The organism is Cellulosimicrobium sp. SL-1, from assembly GCF_011033075.1.
Classification (GTDB): domain Bacteria; phylum Actinomycetota; class Actinomycetes; order Actinomycetales; family Cellulomonadaceae; genus Cellulosimicrobium; species Cellulosimicrobium funkei.
The window spans coordinates 264,345-281,756 of record NZ_JAACJC010000001.1; the positions used below are offsets into that span (position 1 = coordinate 264,345).

Annotated in this window: 14 protein-coding genes and 1 tRNA gene; 12 read left to right on the plus strand and 3 right to left on the minus strand. The window is 75.5% G+C overall.

Annotated elements, in window-relative coordinates; genetic code table 11:
- On the plus strand, positions 1-1,110 hold the full coding sequence (locus tag GWJ10_RS01185) for a PDZ domain-containing protein (RefSeq protein WP_061266919.1): 1,110 nt from the start codon (positions 1-3) through the stop codon (positions 1,108-1,110).
- A gap of 15 nt (positions 1,111-1,125) precedes the next feature.
- On the opposite strand, the gene GWJ10_RS01190 is transcribed toward GWJ10_RS01185, so the two are convergent.
- Positions 1,126-1,755, minus strand: a complete 630-nt coding sequence (locus tag GWJ10_RS01190) for a PPA1309 family protein (RefSeq protein WP_232322606.1) — start codon at positions 1,753-1,755, stop codon at positions 1,126-1,128.
- A gap of 152 nt (positions 1,756-1,907) precedes the next feature.
- On the opposite strand from GWJ10_RS01190, the gene GWJ10_RS01195 reads away from it, so the two are divergent.
- From GWJ10_RS01195 to GWJ10_RS01220, 6 genes are all read left to right on the plus strand, one after another.
- Positions 1,908-4,967: a UPF0182 family protein gene (locus GWJ10_RS01195; RefSeq protein WP_061266920.1), complete on the plus strand. Its 3,060-nt coding sequence runs from the start codon at positions 1,908-1,910 to the stop codon at positions 4,965-4,967.
- 132 nt (positions 4,968-5,099) lie between these two features.
- A complete protein-coding gene (locus tag GWJ10_RS01200; RefSeq protein ID WP_163184538.1) occupies positions 5,100-6,152 on the plus strand; it encodes an aldose 1-epimerase in 1,053 nt (350 codons plus the stop codon).
- A 62-nt stretch (positions 6,153-6,214) separates the two neighbouring features.
- Positions 6,215-6,288 (plus strand) — tRNA-Met (locus GWJ10_RS01205).
- A gap of 199 nt (positions 6,289-6,487) precedes the next feature.
- A complete protein-coding gene (locus GWJ10_RS01210; RefSeq protein ID WP_043657951.1) occupies positions 6,488-7,366 on the plus strand; it encodes an ABC transporter substrate-binding protein in 879 nt (292 codons plus the stop codon).
- Positions 7,367-7,373: 7 nt separating this feature from the next.
- Positions 7,374-8,303, plus strand: a complete 930-nt coding sequence (locus GWJ10_RS01215; protein WP_085388326.1) for an amino acid ABC transporter permease — start codon at positions 7,374-7,376, stop codon at positions 8,301-8,303.
- A complete protein-coding gene (locus GWJ10_RS01220) occupies positions 8,300-9,094 on the plus strand; it encodes an amino acid ABC transporter ATP-binding protein (RefSeq protein ID WP_076405161.1) in 795 nt (264 codons plus the stop codon). Before GWJ10_RS01215 ends, GWJ10_RS01220 begins: the two co-directional genes overlap by 4 nt.
- A gap of 52 nt (positions 9,095-9,146) precedes the next feature.
- Here the strand turns inward: GWJ10_RS01220 and GWJ10_RS01225 are convergent, their stop codons facing one another.
- Complete coding sequence (locus GWJ10_RS01225) at positions 9,147-11,360, minus strand: serine/threonine-protein kinase (protein WP_163184540.1); 2,214 nt, start codon at positions 11,358-11,360, stop codon at positions 9,147-9,149.
- A 95-nt stretch (positions 11,361-11,455) separates the two neighbouring features.
- On the opposite strand from GWJ10_RS01225, the gene GWJ10_RS01230 reads away from it, so the two are divergent.
- The 3 genes from GWJ10_RS01230 to GWJ10_RS01240 all read left to right on the plus strand — a co-directional run bounded on the left by GWJ10_RS01230 (position 11,456) and on the right by GWJ10_RS01240 (position 14,280).
- Positions 11,456-13,459: a DUF255 domain-containing protein gene (locus GWJ10_RS01230; protein ID WP_163184541.1), complete on the plus strand. Its 2,004-nt coding sequence runs from the start codon at positions 11,456-11,458 to the stop codon at positions 13,457-13,459.
- A 66-nt stretch (positions 13,460-13,525) separates the two neighbouring features.
- Positions 13,526-14,002 (plus strand): dsRBD fold-containing protein, encoded by a 477-nt coding sequence (locus GWJ10_RS01235; protein ID WP_061266925.1) that lies wholly within the window; start codon positions 13,526-13,528, stop codon positions 14,000-14,002.
- Complete coding sequence (locus GWJ10_RS01240; RefSeq protein WP_085388322.1) at positions 13,999-14,280, plus strand: acylphosphatase; 282 nt, start codon at positions 13,999-14,001, stop codon at positions 14,278-14,280. The genes GWJ10_RS01235 and GWJ10_RS01240 overlap by 4 nt, the downstream gene beginning before the upstream one ends.
- A 48-nt stretch (positions 14,281-14,328) precedes the next feature.
- Here GWJ10_RS01240 and GWJ10_RS01245 read toward each other — a convergent pair whose 3' ends face one another.
- A complete protein-coding gene (locus GWJ10_RS01245) occupies positions 14,329-15,450 on the minus strand; it encodes a M15 family metallopeptidase (protein ID WP_163184543.1) in 1,122 nt (373 codons plus the stop codon).
- Positions 15,451-15,643: 193 nt separating this feature from the next.
- On the opposite strand from GWJ10_RS01245, the gene GWJ10_RS01250 reads away from it, so the two are divergent.
- On the plus strand, positions 15,644-16,774 hold the full coding sequence (locus tag GWJ10_RS01250; RefSeq protein ID WP_163184545.1) for a DUF2235 domain-containing protein: 1,131 nt from the start codon (positions 15,644-15,646) through the stop codon (positions 16,772-16,774).
- Between the two features lie 34 nt (positions 16,775-16,808).
- A complete protein-coding gene (locus GWJ10_RS01255) occupies positions 16,809-17,354 on the plus strand; it encodes a DsbA family protein (protein ID WP_241005616.1) in 546 nt (181 codons plus the stop codon).
- The last annotated feature ends 58 nt before the right edge of the window (positions 17,355-17,412 follow it).

The following is a 17,412-nucleotide window of genomic DNA, read 5'->3' on the forward strand; positions in this document are numbered from 1 at the left end:
GTGAGCGACGCCCCCTCCTTCGACGCCCTCCTCACCGAGGACGAGCACGACCCGCCGCCCGTGACCCGGCGGTCGCTGACGTTCGGCATCTCCCTGCTCGCGACGACGCTGCTCGTCGCGGGCCTCGCGATCCTGCCCGCGCCGTACGCGGTGCGGTCGCCGGGCCCGACGGAGGACACGCTCGGCCAGCAGGACGGCACGCCCCTCATCTCGATCACGGGCGCCGAGACGTACGACTCGACGGGCGAGCTGCTCCTGACGACCGTGTCCGTCGCCGGCGGCCCGGGCTACCCGGTGAACCTCGGCCAGGTGGTGCAGGGCTGGTTCGACCGGTCGCGCAGCGTGCGCCCGGTCGAGGAGGTCTTCCCGACGGGCCGCACCAAGGAGGAGACCGAGCAGCAGGGCCAGGCCGAGATGATCAGCTCGCAGGAGAACGCGACGGTCGCCGCCCTCACCGAGCTGGGGTACGACGTGCCCGCGACGCTCACGGTCGAGGGGACGGTGCCGGACAGCGGGTCCGACGGCGTCGTCGAGCCGGGCGACGTCATCGTCGCGCTCGACGGCGCGCCCGTGCGGACGTACCAGGACCTCATCGACGGGCTGGCCGCGGTCGACCCGGGCGACGACGTGACGCTGCGCGTGCAGCGCGACGGCGCGGAGACGGACCTCACGGTCGCGACGACCGACGGCGGCGACACCGCGCTGCTCGGTGTGTTCATCGACCCCGCGTTCGACTTCCCCGTCGACGTCGAGATCCAGATCGAGGACATCGGCGGCCCGAGCGCGGGCACGATGTTCGCGCTCGGGATCGTCGACCAGCTCACGCCCGAGGACGAGGCGAACGGCGTCGTCATCGCGGGCACGGGCACCATGAGCGTCGAGGGCGACGTGGGGCCGATCGGCGGCATCCAGCAGAAGCTCTACGGCGCGCTGCGCGACGGCGCGACGTGGTTCCTCGCCCCGCAGGCCAACTGCCCCGAGGTCGTGGGGAACGTGCCCGACGGCCTGCACGTGGCGGCGGTCTCCACGCTCGCCGACGCGCGCGCGGCGATGGAGGCCATCGGCGCGGGCGAGGGCGACTCGCTGCCCACGTGCGAGGCGCGCGGCTGACGACGCCGCGCGCCGTCAGTCCTCGAGCGTCGCGCGCAGCGCCTCGACCAGCCCCGGCACGAGGTCCGGTCCGCCCGCGACGTCCGTCGCCGAGTCGTGGGCGCGCGAGCGGACGGCGCACCACGTGGTGCCGTCGCGCAGCACGCCGACGGCGAGGCGCACGTCCTGCCGGTCAGGGTGGTTCGTGAGGTAGTCGAGCGCGGCGTCCGGGTCGTCGGGGACGCCCTCCTCGGCGGCCGGCGGCAGCACGATCCGCTCGACGACGAGCGCGGCGCCGTCGACCGTCGCCGGCCACGCGACGCGGGCGAGCCCGTCCTCGAGGTCGCCGTCCACGGCGAAGCCCTCCTGCTCGATCGACAGCAGGTGGTGCGGGTCCGCCTCGGCCGCGGCCACGACGTCGGGCGGGAGCCGGTCGGCGAGCGTCGGGTCGGCGCCGAGGGCGCCCGCGGTCCCGACGAGCGCGAACAGCCGGGGCGGGACGTCCCAGCCCGCGTCGGCCGCGTGCGACTCGATCTCGTGCACCGCGAGCGCGAGGGCGTGCTGCGGGGTGGGGCCGCCGGGCGCGACCGGGTCGGGACCGGCGTCGGGTCCGGGCGCGGGGGTGGTGGCGTCGGGACCGGGGGCGGCGTCGTCAGGCTGGGGCATGACCCCATCGTCCCTCATCGGCGCCGCCCCGCGCCGCCGCGGGCCGGGTGCCGGCCGTCCCCCACGAGGCGCCGGACCGTGGGAACCTTGGGGGAGGACCGGGCGTTGACCCCGGTGCACGCCCGAGCCACGACCGAAGAGGTATACCCACCGTGTCATTCGCCGCAGCGCCCCGCCGGCCGTCCTCCGGGGGGCGGCCCGCCCGGCGCCGGAGCCCGATCGGGATCGCGATCGCCGTCGTCGGCGCCCTCGTCGTCCTCCTGCTCCTGCTCGCCCAGTTCTGGACCGAGGTGCTGTGGTTCCAGCAGCTCGACTTCGCGAACGTCCTGTGGACCCAGTGGGGCGCGCGCATCGCCCTGTTCGTCGCGGGCTTCCTGGTCATGGGCGGGCTCGTCTTCCTGTCGTTCTCGCTCGCGTACCGGTCGCGGCCCATCTACGCGCCGTCCACCCCCGAGCAGGCGACCCTCGACCAGTACCGCGAGGCGATCGAGCCGCTGCGCAAGGTCGTCATGGTCGTGGCCCCGGCGCTCGTCGGCTTCTTCGCCGGCGCGGCGGCGTCCTCGCAGTGGCAGACGGTCCTCCTGGCGCTCAACTCCGTCCCGTTCGGCACGACGGACCCGCAGTGGGGCATCGACCTGTCCTTCTACGTCTTCACGCTGCCCGCCCTCCGGTTCGTCGTGAGCTTCCTCATGGCGGTCGTCATCATCGCGGGCATCGCCGCGGTCGCGACGCACTACCTCTACGGCGGCCTGCGGATCGGCGGCGGCTCCGACGCGGGCCCGCGCACGACGACGGCCGCGCGCGTCCAGCTCTCGGTGATCGCGGCGCTGCTGCTCGTCCTCATCGGCGCGAACTACTGGCTCGACCGGTACTCGATCCTCACGTCGGGCGGCGCGAAGTTCGACGGCGCGTCGTACGCGGACGTGCACGCGGTGATCCCGTCCAAGGCGATCCTCACGGTCGTCGCGCTCTTCGTCGCGGCCCTGTTCGTGGTGACCGCGGTGCGCGGCAACTGGCGCCTGCCGGCCATCGGCGTGGGCCTCATGGTGGTCTCGGCCATCGCGATCGGCGGGATCTACCCGGCCGTCGTCCAGCGCTTCCAGGTCACGCCGAACGCGCAGGACTTCGAGGAGGAGTACATCCAGCGCAACATCGACGCGACGAAGGCCGCCTACGGCATCGACAACGTCGAGACCGAGCAGTACAACGCCAAGACCGAGGCCGAGGCCGGCGCCCTGCGCGAGGACGCGGACACGACGGCGTCGATCCGCCTCCTGGACCCGGAGATCGTCAGCCCGTCGTTCAGCCAGCTCCAGCAGAACAAGCAGTACTACCAGTTCTCGAGCTCGCTGTCGGTGGACCGCTACACGATCGACGACGAGAGCCGCGACACCGTCATCGCGGTGCGCGAGCTCAACCAGGACGGGCTCGGGGCCGACCAGCGCAACTGGGTCAACGACCACACGGTCTACACGCACGGTTTCGGCGTCGTGGCGGCGTACGGCAACCAGATCGGCCCCGACGGCAGGCCCGCGTTCTACGAGGGCTCGATCCCGTCGACGGGTGCGTTCACGGACGCGGGCGGCTACGAGCCGCGCATCTACTTCTCGCCCGAGGCGCCCGAGTACTCGATCGTCGGTGCACCCGAGGACCGTGAGCCGTGGGAGCTCGACTACCCGGTGGACGACGCGGGCGGACAGGTCAACAACACCTTCCCCACCGACGAGGTCGCGGCCGGTCCCAGCGTCGGGTCGTTCGTGAACAAGGTGCTCTACGCCCTGAAGTTCGGTTCCGAGCAGATCCTGTTCTCGGACCGCGTGACGAACGAGTCGCAGATCCTCTACGACCGCAGCCCGCGCGACCGCGTCGCGAAGGTGGCGCCGTTCCTCACGCTCGACGGCCGCGTGTACCCGGCGGTCGTCGACGGCCGCGTGAAGTGGATCGTGGACGGCTACACCACGTCGAACGCCTACCCGTACTCCACGTCGGAGTCGCTCGAGGACTCGACGCGTGACTCGCTCGTCGCGGCCAACTCGGTCGAGGCGCTCGCGCCGCAGCAGGTGAACTACATCCGCAACTCGGTCAAGGCGACCGTCGACGCGTACGACGGCTCCGTCGACCTCTACGCGTGGGACACGGAGGACCCGGTCCTCCAGGCGTGGACGCAGGTCTTCCCGAACGCCGTGCAGCCGCTGTCCGAGATCTCGGGCGACCTCATGAGCCACCTGCGCTACCCCGAGGACCTGTTCAAGGTGCAGCGCACGCTCCTCGCGAGCTACCACGTGGACGACGCGAACGAGTTCTTCTCGGGCCAGGACTTCTGGCGCAGCCCGGAGGACCCGACGGCGAGCGGGGACAACAAGCCGCTCCAGCCGCCGTACTACCTCACGCTGCAGATGCCGAGCCAGGAGGCGCCGACCTTCTCGCTCATGTCGACGTACATCCCGGGGGGTGGCTCGGACCGCAACATCCTCACCGGCTTCCTCGCGGTCGACGCGGAACCGGGCAGCGAGGCGGGCGTGCGGTCGGAGGACTACGGCACGCTGCGGCTCCTCGAACTGCCGCGCAACGCGACGGTGCCCGGACCGGGTCAGGTGCAGAACAACTTCAACACCGACCCGACGGCGGCCGACGGCCTGCTGGCACTGCGCCGCGGTGACTCGACGGTCATCAACGGCAACCTGCTGACGCTGCCGGTCGGTGGTGGCCTGCTCTACGTCCAGCCGGTGTACGTGCAGTCGACCGAGGGCACGCGGTTCCCGCTGCTGCGCAAGGTGCTCGTCTCCTTCGGTGACGAGATCGGCTTCGCCGACACGCTCGACGAGGCGTTGGACCAGGTGTTCGGCGGCGACTCGGGCGCGAACGCCGGTGACGCGGACGGCGGCGTCGAGACCGAGGTCCCGGACCAGCCGGCCGACGGCGAGTCGCCGGACGCGGGCACGACCGACCCGGGCACGACCGACCCCGGCACCGAGCCCCCGGCGACCGAGGAGCCGGCCCCGCCGGCCGACGGCGGCACGGTCGACGGCGGCGCGCGCGCCGAGCTCGACCAGGCGCTGCGCCAGGCGCAGCAGGCCATCGAGGACGGCCAGGCGGCGCTCGCCGAGGGCGACTTCGCGGCCTACGGCGAGGCGCAGGACCGCCTGCAGCAGGCGCTCGAGTCGGCCCTCGCGGCCGAGCAGGCGCTCGACACCGAGTCGTCGGCGGGCTGACGCACCGGTCGCGCGAGCGACGCAGCGCCACGGACGGGCGGGGACACCAGCGGGTGTCCCCGCCCGTCCGTCGTCTGCGGCCGTTCGGGACGGAGTTGTCATTTCCCGCCCCGGGCGGGAGGATCGCTCCTCGTGACTTCTGCAACGGTTTGCAGCAACGCTTTCAGCGCGGCGGGCGACGACACCACGACCGTGCCGGCGGTGCGGCTGCACCACACGTCCGGCGCCGAGCTCGTGGTCGCGCTGCGTGGCGCCGCCGTCCTCGCGTGGCGCGCCCCCTGGCGCGGCGCCGACGGCATCGAGCGCGTCGAGGGCCTCGTCGACGGGTACGCCGACGAGGCGGAGGTCGCCGCGCACGACGCCGCGCGGTCGGCGCTCATGGCGCCGTTCGTCAACCGCCTCGCGGGCGGCGAGTACGTGTTCGACGGCGTCCGGCACCGCGTACCCCCGGTGCTCCCCTGGGAGCCGCTCGCCATGCACGGGTTCGCGCGCACGCTCGACTGGGCGGTCGTCGAGGATGCGGGGGAGGGCGGGGTCGCTGCGCGCGACGCGGCGGCCGTCGACGGGGCGGAGCGCGAGTCCGTGACGCTCCGGACGGTCGTCCACGCCGACGCGCACGCCGGCTACCCGTTCGCGCTCGTGCTGGAGGTCCGGTACGTCCTGGGCGCCGGATCCCTCGACGTCACGCTGCGCGCCCGCAACGTCGGGACGACCGCGGCCCCCGTCTCGCTCGGCTGGCACCCCTACCTCCGGGTCCCCGGGCACGGCACGGTCGACGCGCTGGAGCTCACGGTGCCGGCCCGCCGCGCCGTCGTGACTGACGCGGGGATGCTCCCGCTCGCGGGGGAGGCCGCGTTCGGGGCGATCGACGGCGTCGGCCCGCTGCCGCTCGCGGGCGTGCGCCTCGACCACGCGTTCGCCGACCTCCGGGCCGACGCCGACGGCCGCGCGCGCACGGTCGTGCGCGACCCCGCCACCGGGCAGGGGCTCGCCGTCTGGCAGGAGCGCGGCCTCGTGCACGTCTACACGGGCGACGGCCTGGCACGGCGCGGCCGCGCGGCGATCGCCGTCGAGCCGGTGGAGACGCTGACCGACGCGTTCAACCGGGCGGACTGCGCCGCCGACGTGCGGCTCGAGCCGGGGGCCGTCCGCGAGTTCGCCTTCGGGGTCGAGGTCCTGGCGTGACCCACGTCTCGTCCACCCGATTTGGCCTGGTCCGGAACCTCACGTAGAGTAGTGATCACCGACGCGGGGTGGAGCAGCTCGGTAGCTCGCTGGGCTCATAACCCAGAGGTCGCAGGTTCAAATCCTGCCCCCGCTACTCCTGAGAGGCCCTCGGTCAGCAGAAATGCTGACCGAGGGCCTCTTGCTTTGTCCCCTGCACGGGCGGTGCCCTCGTGCTGTGACGCGCCCCACCCGGCCGAGGCGCGGGCGGGGGAAGCCACGGCCCACGGCCCGGCGTTATCGTCAGTGGCCGGCGCCCACCACTCCCGCGGGCGCCCGACACCCGGAAGGTCACCATGCGTCGTCTGCGTCCCCGTCCCGCCGTCCTGACCGCCGTCACGGCGGTCGCCGCGCTTACGCTGGCGGCCTGTTCGTCGGGTGCCGACGACGGCGGCGACGCCGCGAGCCCGAGCGCGAGCGCGTCGGGTGACGCGCAGTGCGAGCCCGGTGCGCTCCCGACGCTCACCGACGGCGTGCTGACCGTCGGTGCGGGCGAGCCGTACTCCCCGTGGTACGTGGGGGAGCAGGACTCGGGCGAGGGCTTCGAGTCGGCCCTGATCTACGCCGTCGCGGACCGCCTGGGCTACGCGGCGGACGACGTGGTGTGGGAGACGGTGACGTTCGAGCAGATCATCAGCCCGGCCGTGAAGCCGTTCGACGTGGCGGCGTACCAGACGTCGATCACGGACGAGCGCAAGCAGGCCGTCGACTTCTCGAGCCCGTACCTCACGACGCGCCAGGGCGTCATCGTCATGGAGGACGGCCCGTACGCGGGCGCGACGACGCTGGCCGAGCTCGACGGCGCGCGCATCGGGGTCACCGCCGCCCAGACGAGCCTCACGCTCGCGGAGGCCGCGTGGGGCGAGGACGCCGACATCTCGCCGTACAGCGCCGCGGGCGACGGCATGCAGGCGCTGCAGTCCGGCACGATCGACGCGATGGTCATGGACGTCGACCAGGGCGTCGCCGCCTCGACCGAGTACTTCCCGGACTCCGTCGTCATCGGCACCCTGCCCGACGAGGGCGTCGTCGAGCAGTACGGCCTCGTCCTGGACCTCGGCTCGGAGCTCACGGACTGCGTGTCGCAGGCCGTCGACGACCTGGAGGCGGACGGCACGCTCGCCGAGCTGCGCACGACATGGCTCAAGTCGGACGACATCCCCGTCCTCCAGTGACCCTGCCATGACCGTGCCCGACGACGCGCGCCCGCCCGGAGGCGTCGGGTCGCCCGACGCCGTCCCGGCCGCCGCGTGGTCGCCGTCGCCGCTCGCGCTCGACCGGGCGGCGTTCCGGCGCGCGCAGCGGCGGCGGTCGCTCCTCGTCGCGCTCGTGAGCACGGTGCTCGTCGTCGCGGCGGTCGTGCTCGTCGTCGTCAACGCGCCGGGCTGGGAGCGGGCGCGGACCGCGTTCTTCGACCCGGCGATGGCGTGGGAGTCGCTGCCCGCGATCCTCGAGGGGCTGTGGCTCAACCTGCGCGTGTGGGTCGTCGCGGGCGTCGTCGGCACGGTGCTCGGGCTCGGTCTCGCGGTCGCGCGCACGAGCCGCATCCCGGCGCTGTTCCCGCTCCGGGCGTTCGCGACGGTGTACGTCGACCTGTTCCGCGGCGTGCCGCTCCTGCTCGTGCTGCTGCTCGTCGGGTTCGGGCTGCCGGCGCTGCGGCTGGAGTGGCTGCCGACGTCGGGCGCGTTCCTCGGCGCGCTCGCGATCGTCCTCACGTACACCGCGTACCTCGCGGAGGTGTTCCGCGCGGGCATCGAGTCGGTGCACCCGTCGCAGGTCGCGGCGGCGCGCTCGCTCGGGCTCACGCGCGCGCAGACGACGCGGCGCGTCGTGCTGCCGCAGGCGGTGCGCAACGTCACCGCGCCGCTCGCGAACAACCTCGTCTCGCTGCAGAAGGACTCGGGCCTCATCTCCGTCCTCGGTGCCGTCGACGCGATCCGCGCCGCGCAGATCGCGACGACGGGCAGCTACAACTTCACGCCCTACGTCGTCGCGGGGATCCTGTTCTTCCTCGTGTCGTTCCCGCTGACGCGCGCGGTCGACGCGTACCAGGCGCGTCGCGGCTGGGGCCGGTCGCTCGCGACGGTGAGCGGGGCAGGGGACATCCGATGAGCGCGTCCGCGACGTCCGGCGCGATCCCCCAGGACGCGCGTCACCTGCTGTCCCTGCGCGGCGTGCGCAAGACGTACCCGGCCGCGGGCGCCCCGGGCGGGCGGCGGGTCGTGCTCGACGGCATCGACCTCGACGTCGACGCGCACCGGTGCGTCGTGCTCGTCGGGTCGTCCGGCTCGGGCAAGTCGACGCTGCTGCGCGTCGTCAACCTGCTCGACGAGGTCGACGACGGCCAGATCCTGCTCGACGGCGAGGATGTCGCCGACCCGCGCCTCGACGCGAACCGCGTGCGGGCGCGCATGGGCATGGTCTTCCAGGCGTACAACCTCTTCCCGCACCTCACGGTGCTCGACAACGTGACCCTCGCACCCCGGCTCGTGCACCGGCGCTCGCGCGACGAGGCCGAGGCGGCGGCGGTCGAGATGCTGGGTCGCGTCGGGCTCGGTCACAAGGTGACGTCCTATCCCGACCAGCTCTCGGGCGGCGAGCAGCAGCGCGCGGCGATCGCGCGCGCCCTCGTCAACGGCCCCGAGCTGCTCCTGCTCGACGAGGTGACGTCCGCGCTCGACCCCGAGCTCGTGGGCGAGGTGCTCGACCTGCTCGCCGAGCTGCGCGCGGAGGGCCGCACGATGCTCGTCGCGACGCACGAGATGGGGTTCGCGCGCCGCGTCGCCGACGAGGTGTGCTTCCTGCACGAGGGCCGCGTCCACGAGCGCGGCACGCCCGAGCAGGTGCTCGGCGACCCGCAGCGCGAGCGGACCCGCGCGTTCCTGCGCCGTCTGCACGCCTGAACCCGCCCCTCGGGACCGCGCCGAGCACCGCCCGACCCGGCCCGAACCTCGATCAGCCGCGCAGCACGAGCACGACCGTCGCAGCGACCGACGCGCAGGCGACGAGGGCGTACGGCCACGTCCACGTGCGCTGCCCGGCGACGCGCAGCACCACGGCCACCGCGAGCGCGGCCAGGGCGAGCACGGGACCGTCGACGAGCGGGGCCAGGTCGACCGAGACGCGCAGGGTCTCCAGGAGCTGTGGCGGCAGGGGGACGAACGGCTGGCTCTGGCGGGCCGCGCCGTCGGGCACGAGCCACAGCGTGCGCAGCACCGCCAGGACCGCGAGGACGCGCGGCAGGGCGCGCAGGAGCGCGCCTCCGACCCGGGAACGGTCCCAGGACGACGACGCGGCGGGTCGGACGGGACGTGCGGACCGCGCGGCGGACGCCGGGGCCGCCTCCTGGCGCGGCGCCGTCGTGGCCGCGGACGTGCCGGCGGCGCGCGGGGCCGGGGCGCTCGCGACCGCCGCACCGGTGATCCGCGGCCGGACGGACTCCGGACGCACGGCGGGCGACGACGGCGTCGGGCCGAGGTGCCGGACGGGGCTCCGGCGCGGCGGGACCGACGGCGGGACCGGCCGGCCGACCTGCGTGGCGACGAGGTCGGGGGAGTCCATGACGCGGGTCCGTCCGACGGCGGGCGGGACCGGCTCCGGCCGGGGCCGCCCCGACGGACCACGACCCAGCGTGGAGACCCGCTGCACAGGCACCGGCCAGGGACGCGGGTCCGGGGAGCCGGACTCCGGCACCGGGACGGGGCCGGCCGTCCGCGACCGCGCGGCCCGGGCCACGGGCTCGGCGCCGGAGCCTGGCACGGGGAGCATCGGGTGCGTCGGGCGACGATACTCGCGCCACCCGCGCAGGGTGTCGGGGTGGCCGGCGGGCGGTGCCGCGGCCTGCCACCGCATCGCCTGCCAGAGCCAGTCCTTGAGCTCCGCCGGGGTCCGGCCGTCGGCCACGTGCGCGCCGATGCTCGCGACGTGGTCCGCGATGACCTCGGCGGCCGCGCCGTCGAACCCGTCGCCGTGCACCTCGGCCAGCACGCTCATCAGCGTCGCGTCGTAGACCAGGGCGTGCCACGGCTCCCGGACACGGGCCGCGTCGGCCGCCCTGCCGACCGGCGTGACCTCCTCCGCCCGTTCGGCCCGGACGGGTGCGCCGGTGGCGGCGGCCAGCCCGGCGACGGGACCCAGCGCGCGCTCGGCCGCGGTGGCGCCGTCGGCCACGATCCGTGACGTGAGGAGCAGGGTGTCGTCGGGGGCCTCCCCGGCGAGCCGGGCGCGCAGCACCCCGACGACGCTCTCGAGCGCGGGCCGGTGGTTCGGCTGGTAGCGGGTCGTCGACAGGATGAGGTCCTGCAGGTGGGGGTCGATCTCGGGCGGCTCGGCCGGGGACGGGGCCGGCTCCGTCCCGGCCGGCACCCCGACCAGGTCGTCCGGGACCTCCCGCACGAGGTCGTCGGCCTCGAGGTCGCGGCCGAGGAAGTTGAGGTCCGCCGGCACGACCCCCGTGGTGGCGAAGATCAGGAGCAGGCCGAGCGCGTACACGTCCGAGCGGGGGTGCACGCGGCGGGCGAACAGCTCCGGCGCCATGTACGCGAGCGTCCCGACGGGCTGGGTGGATGTCGCCGTGTCGAACAGCTTGGCGATGCCGAGGTCGATGAGGACCGCCCGGTCGCCGTCGACCATGATGTTGGCGGGCTTCAGGTCGCGGTGCACGCAGTGCTGCTCCTGCAGCACGAGCAGGGCCTCCGCGACGTGCGACGCCAGCCGCAGCGCCTGCCGTCCGTCCAGCGGGCCCGATGCGCGGACCTGCTCGCGCAGCGTGGTGCCGGGGACCAGCTCCATGGCGAACCACGGCTGGTCGTCGTCCAGGCCCGAGCGCACGAACGCGGGGAAGCCGCGCCCGCCCACGGCCTCCAGCAGCCTCGCCTCCTGCGCGAAGCGCTCGCGGGAACCCTCCTGGAGACCCGTGAGCACCTTCACGGCGACCTCCGCGCCGTCCGCGTCCGTCGCGCGGTAGACGTGCGCGAACCCGCCGTGCCCGAGCACGTCGCCGAGGGTGAACGGGCCCTTGCGGTCACCGCTCGCCGGCACCTGGCGGACGGGCCGGCGGGGCAGCGGCGTGGGGCCCCGCCCGGCGTCCGGGGAGGCGTCCGGAGCGACAGCAGGTCGGACGGAGACGTCGGTCGCCACCGCGAGGGCGGGCTGCTCGGGGCCGGGCATGGGCGCAACGTTACAAGCGCGCCGCTCCGGGACGGAGCAGACAACTCCGACGGCCCGGGCCGCGAGCGGCGCGTCGACCTGGGAGGCTGGACGTCATGGTCAACCGCCTCGCCGCCGCCGTGAGCCCGTACCTGCGCCAGCACGCCGGCAACCCGGTCGACTGGTACCCGTGGGGCGCCGAGGCGTTCGCGGAGGCGCGCCGCCGGGACGTGCCGGTCATGATCTCGGTCGGGTACGCCACGTGCCACTGGTGCCACGTCATGGCGCGCGAGAGCTTCTCGGACCCGGACATCGGCGCGCTCCTCGCGCGCGGGTTCGTCGCGGTGAAGGTCGACCGCGAGGAGCACCCCGACGTCGACGCGAGCCTCCTCGCCGCGGCGAGCGCGTTCACCCCGGACCTGGGGTGGCCGCTCACGGTGTTCACGACGCCCGACGGCGCCCCGTTCTACGCGGGCACGTACTGGCCGCCCGTCCCCGTGGCCGGACGCCCCGCGTTCCGGGACGTGCTCGACGCCGTCGCGCAGGCCTGGGAGCAGCGGCGCGACCAGGCGGTCGAGACGGGGGACGCGATCCGCGCGGCGCTGCGCGACGCGGCGGCGGGCCGCCGGACGGGCGTGCCGCGCGCGGCGGCGACGGCGGTCGACGGCTCGGGGGCGTCGGGCGGCGCGGACGCCGGGCCGGTCGCCGACCCGGCCGAGCACGCCCGCCGGGTCGTCGAGCGGCTGGAGGCGGCGGAGGATCGCGTGCACGGCGGCTTCGGGGGCGCCCCCAAGTTCCCCGTCGCCCCGACGCTCGAGCTCCTGCTCGACGTCGCGGCGTCGTCCGTCGTCGACCCGGAGGTCGCGCGGCGCGCGCTCGTCCTGGCGGGACGCACGGTCGACGCGATGGCGGCGAGCCCGCTGCGCGACGTCGACGGCGGCTTCTTCCGGTACGCGACCCGGCCGGACTGGTCGGAGCCGCACTACGAGCGGATGCTCTACGACAACGCGCAGCTGCTCTCGGCCGCGACGACGCTCGCCGTGCTGCGCCGGACCGGGCCCGTGGACGGACCGCTGCGCACGCCCGCCGAGGCGCCCGGCACGCCCGACGCGGGCGAGGACACCGCCGAGGTGGCGGGTGACGTCGGGCGCTTCCTCCTGCGCGTGCTGCGCCTGGCCGACGGCGCGTTCGCGAGCGCGCAGGACTCGGAGTCCGTCGTGGACGGCGAGCGCGTCGAGGGCGGGTACTACCTGCTCCCGCCGGGCGAGCGCGCGCACCACGAGCCGCCGCCGCTGGACACGAAGGTGCTCACCGGGTGGAACGGGCTCGCGATCGAGGCGCTCGCCCGCGCCGGGCACCACCTAGCGCTGCCCGACCTCACCGACGCCGCGCGGGCGGCCGCCGACCGGCTGCTCGCGACCCACGTCCGGGCCGACGGGTCGCTCGTGCGCGCGTCGGAGGGCGGGGTCGCCTCGGACGCCGTCGCGACGCTGGAGGACCACGGCGCGCTCGCGACGGCGCTCCTCGTGCTCGGGGGCCTGACCGGGGAGGCGCGGTACGTGCGCGAGGGTCTGCGCCTCGTCGACGCGACGGTCGGCCCGGGCGGCGACCTCACGCCCCCGCAGGGCACGGACCCGGTGCTCACCGACCTCGGGCTGGCGGCCGGGGCGGCGGCCGACCCGTCGGAGGGCGCGGTGCCCTCGGGCACGACGGCGGCCGCCCGGGCCGCGCTGCTCGCCCACCTCGCGACGGGCGAGCCGCGGTACCGGGACGCGGCGCTCGCGCACGCCGCCGCGTCCGCTGCGGCGAGCGAGCACCCGCTCGGCGCGGCGGGGGTGCTGCGCGTCGCCGTCGGGCTCGCGGAGCCGCCCCACCAGCTCGTGGTCGTCGCCGACGCCGACCGGCACGCGGGGTTCCTCGCCGCCGCGCGCGACTGGTACCACCCGGGTGCGCTGCTGCTCGCCGCGACGCCCGACGACGCCGCGACCCTCGCCGCCGACGGCGTCGCCCTGCTCGCCGACCGCGGGCCGGGCGCCTACCTCTGCGCGGACTTCGTGTGCCGGCTCCCGGTGCACGACCCCGCGGCGCTGCGGGACCAGCTCGGCGCCCGGACACCCTGAGACCGGGGGTGCAGCGCACTCCCGGCGGTCGCATGATGGAAGGACGGTGCGGCACGAGGAGGAGCCATGAGGGCATCGGTCGGGGACAGGATCGTGACCGCCTCGGGCGTCGTCGGCGGGGCGGTGCGCGACGGGGTCGTGGTCGAGCTGCGGCACGAGGACGGCTCGCCGCCGTACCTCGTCGAGTGGGCCGACACGGGCGAGCGGACGCTCGTCTACCCGGGGTCGGACAGCTACGTCGAGCACGTCCCGGGAGCGGAGACGGGCGACGGCACGGACACCACGAAGGTGTGGCGCGTGCAGGTGAGCGTCGTCGAGTCGGAGGGCCGGACGACGGCGGAGGCGGTCCTCGTCGCGGAGACGCCGGAGCACGTGCGGACCGTCGGGCGGGCGCGGCGCGACCCGCACGACCGCGACGTCCCGCTCATCGGCGACGAGATCGCCGTCGGGCGGGCGCTGCGCCGGCTCGCGGACCGGCTGCTGGACGACGCCGAGTCGGACATCGCGTCGTCGACGGGCGCCCCGGCGCACGTGCACCAGTGACGCGCCCGGGGGAGGGCGCGGCGCCCGGTGCCGCGGACGCCGCCGTGCGAGCGCGCGTGCACGGGCGCGTGCAGGGCGTCGGCTTCCGCTGGGCGACGCGCGAGCGGCTCGCCAGGCTCGGCCTCGACGGCACCGCGACCAACCGGCCCGACGGCACCGTCGAGGTCGTCGCGTCCGGGGCGCCGGACGCCGTCGACCGCCTCGTCGCCTGGCTGCGCGACGGCCCCACGCCGGGCGACGTCACGCACGTCGACGTCGAGCGGGCGCACGCCTCCTGAGGACGCGCCCCGGCGCTCCCGGGGTCCCCGGCGCGACCGGCGGCGGGCTCAGCCGTCCGCGCGTGCCAGCACGGACTCCCAGTGCCAGGGCTCGGGCACGCGCCCGTCGGGCTCGGCGAAGTCGGGGTGCGTCCAGCCGTAGGTCTCGGCGTGCTGCTTGAGCCACTCGTACTGCGGGGTGCCGAACGCCTGGACGCCGCCGCCCAGGTCGACGGCGAACCCCAGCCCGTGGTTCGAGCACCCGGGCGGCGCCGCGATGGGCGACGACGGGTCGTACAGGCCCTGCTGCTCCTCGAAGGTCCGGTAGGAGGAGTTGATCGTCAGGTGCACGCCGAACCGCTCGACGTACGCGGCGTCGAGGGCGACGAGCCCGTCCAGCACGTCCGCGCGCACCCGGTCGCCGGGCGACCACGGGATCGGCGCGAGAGCGGCGTCGGGCACGCGGCCGCCGTCGGGGTCCCACACCTGGTCCGGCGCCGGGCACGAGACGGCGTCCTGCGCGACCGACGTCTCCTCCGTCGACGTGCTCACGACCCCGAGGCCCGCGCCCAGGTCGAGCACCGCCTGCTCGAGCCTCGCGAGGTCGTCGCCCGCGAGCCCCGCGTCGGCGGCGGCGTCGGCCGCGGCCGCGGTGTCCAGCGCGTCGCGCAGCCGGCCGCGGACCGCCTCGTCGGCGCCGAGCCCCTCCGTCGCGGCGTAGATCTTCTCGCCCAGCGCGCTGGCGGTCGCCAGGCTCGCGCGCGCCGCGGTCACCTCGCTCCGCGCGTGGTCGAGCATCGAGGCGTGCACGGCGTCCGAGGCCGACACGAGCGACCGGTCCGTCGCGTCCGTGCCCGTGGTCATCCGGTCGAGGAACGGCGCCGCGAGCAGGGCGCGGGCGTCGTCCACCTCGGTCGTCAGCGCGGTCCGCACCGCCGGGTCCGCGACCTTCCCGTCCGACGCCGCGAGCAGGTCCTCGGCGGTCGCGGCCCGGTCGGCCAGCGCGTCGTACTCGGTGTCCCGGTACCAGGCGAACGCGCCGCCGCCCCCGCCCAGCACGAGCACGAGCGCCACGACGGCCGCGATCCACGCAGCCCGGTGCCGACGCGGCACGCGCGCGTGCCGACGCTCCCGGCCGCCCGGCGGGTGGTCCGCGGGGCCGGTGGGCGGGGCGGTGCTCGTGGCGGTCACACCGCCAGAACCTACGGCACGACGGCGACCCTCCCGGACGGATCCGGGGGTGCGCACGGACACGCTCACGGCTTGCTCACGAACCCCGACCGGTCCGTGCGTCGGCGGGCGCCGTCGTGCATCAGCCGGGGCGCGGCGACCCTCCCCAGATGGTGTCCCCGACGCGCCGCCGGGGGCGGATCGAGGAGGGACCATGAAGCGGCTGGTGCTGTGCTGCGACGGCACGTGGAACTCGCCGGTGAACGCGAGCGTGTCGAACATTGAGAAGATCGCGCGCTCCGTCCGCACCGGGATCGGACCGGACGGCGTCCAGCAGATGGTGTTCTCCGTCGAGGGCGTCGGGGCGCAGGGCTACCTCGTCGACCGGCTCCTCGGCGGGGCGTTCGGCTACGGCCTGACGCGCAACGTCGTCGCGGGGTACCGCCACCTCGCGCTCAACTACGAGCCCGGCGACGAGATCTACGTGTTCGGGTTCAGCCGCGGGGCGTACACCGCGCGCAGCGTGGTCGGGATGGTCGCGACCGTCGGCCTGCTCACCCAGGACGCGCTGGCGCGCGACCACCTGTGCGAGGCGGAGGAGGTCTACCGCGACCGCGACCCTGCCCGCCGCGCCGAGCGTGCCCGCACGTTCCGCGCCGCGTACTGCCACGACCACGTGCCGGTAGCGTTCCTCGGGGTGTTCGACACGGTCGGCGCGCTCGGCGTGCCCGGCCTGTCGCGCCGCCGCAGCCGGTTCCACGACCTGCGCCTGTCGACCGACGTGCGGTGCGCCCGCCAGGCGCTCGCCATCGACGACCGCCGCATCACCTTCGAGCCGTGCCTGTGGGACGTGCCCGTGGCCATGGCGCCCCGGGTCAAGCAGGTCTGGTTCCCCGGCGGGCACAGCGACGTCGGCGGCGGCGCGCGGGCGCGCGCCCTCTCGGACACCGCGCTGCTGTGGATGCTCGGCGAGGCCGTCGGGCGCGGTCTCGTCGTCGACGAGGAGCGCCTGCGCGCGCAGCTCCACCGGGACGACGAGCTCGTCTGCCGCGTCCGCCCCGGGCTGCTGTTCGGCGCGCTCAACCTCGTCAAGCGCCTGCACCACCGCCCGCGCTTCCGCGGCGCGCTGCGCGTCCTCGCGGGCGTGCCCACCCCGCCCGAGACCGTCGACGCCGTCTACCTCGCCGAGACGGCGGTGACGCTCAGCGCCGACCCCGCGTCGGTCTACGCGCGCCACGCGCGGAACCTCGCCTGGTGGCGCGACAGCGCGGGCCCGGACCTCGCGCGCCTCGTGGAGCCCGTGCCGGGCGCGGCCCAGGAGACCCGGCCGCTCGCGCTCGCCTGACCACGGGCACCGCGCCCGTGCCATGCTGGGCAGCGTGAGCGAGCAGACCCCCGACCGCATCCCGGCCGAGCAGCTCGTCCCCGCCGACGCGCACGTCCTCGGGGACCCGGCCGCGCCCGTCACCATCGTCGAGTTCGGCGACCTCGAGTGCCCGTACTGCGCCGCCGCCGCCCCGGTGCTGCGGCAGGTCGTCGAGTCCTCCGGCGGCCGGGTGCGTCTCGTGTTCCGCCACTTCCCGCTGTTCGAGATCCACCCGCACGCGCTGTCGGCCGCGCTCGCCGTCGAGGCGGCCGCCGCGCAGGGCCGGTTCTGGGAGATGCAGGCCGCGCTGTTCGCGCACCAGGACCAGCTCGGCGAGGCCGGGCTCGCCGAGCGGGCCGAGGAGCTCGGGCTCGACGGCGCGTCGGTCGTCGGGGACGCGGCCCAGCAGTACGCCGCGCCGGTGCAGCGCGACTACGCCGACGCGCTCGCGGTCGGCGTGCAGGGCACCCCGACGCTCTTCGTCGACGGCGTCCGCTACCGCGGGCGCGTCACCGCGGAGGGCCTGCGGGCCGCCGTCGCCGCCGCCGCGCGGCCGTAGGGCGCTCGCGGGGTCGGGGCGCCCGGGCGGCGACCACACTCGTACCCGTGGGGTGCCG

Bases quoted from the DNA above. Each gene is read 5' to 3' on its own strand.
- GWJ10_RS01225 (WP_163184540.1), bottom strand. From the start codon at position 11,360: ATGCCCGGCCCCGAGCAGCCCGCCCTCGCGGTGGCGACCGACGTCTCC.
- GWJ10_RS01220 (WP_076405161.1), top strand. From the start codon at position 8,300: ATGAGCGCGTCCGCGACGTCCGGCGCGATCCCCCAGGACGCGCGTCAC.
- GWJ10_RS01230 (WP_163184541.1), top strand. From the start codon at position 11,456: ATGGTCAACCGCCTCGCCGCCGCCGTGAGCCCGTACCTGCGCCAGCAC.
- GWJ10_RS01235 (WP_061266925.1), top strand. From the start codon at position 13,526: ATGAGGGCATCGGTCGGGGACAGGATCGTGACCGCCTCGGGCGTCGTC.
- GWJ10_RS01210 (WP_043657951.1), top strand. From the start codon at position 6,488: ATGCGTCGTCTGCGTCCCCGTCCCGCCGTCCTGACCGCCGTCACGGCG.
- GWJ10_RS01190 (WP_232322606.1), bottom strand. From the start codon at position 1,755: ATGCCCCAGCCTGACGACGCCGCCCCCGGTCCCGACGCCACCACCCCC.
- GWJ10_RS01250 (WP_163184545.1), top strand. From the start codon at position 15,644: ATGAAGCGGCTGGTGCTGTGCTGCGACGGCACGTGGAACTCGCCGGTG.
- GWJ10_RS01215 (WP_085388326.1), top strand. From the start codon at position 7,374: ATGACCGTGCCCGACGACGCGCGCCCGCCCGGAGGCGTCGGGTCGCCC.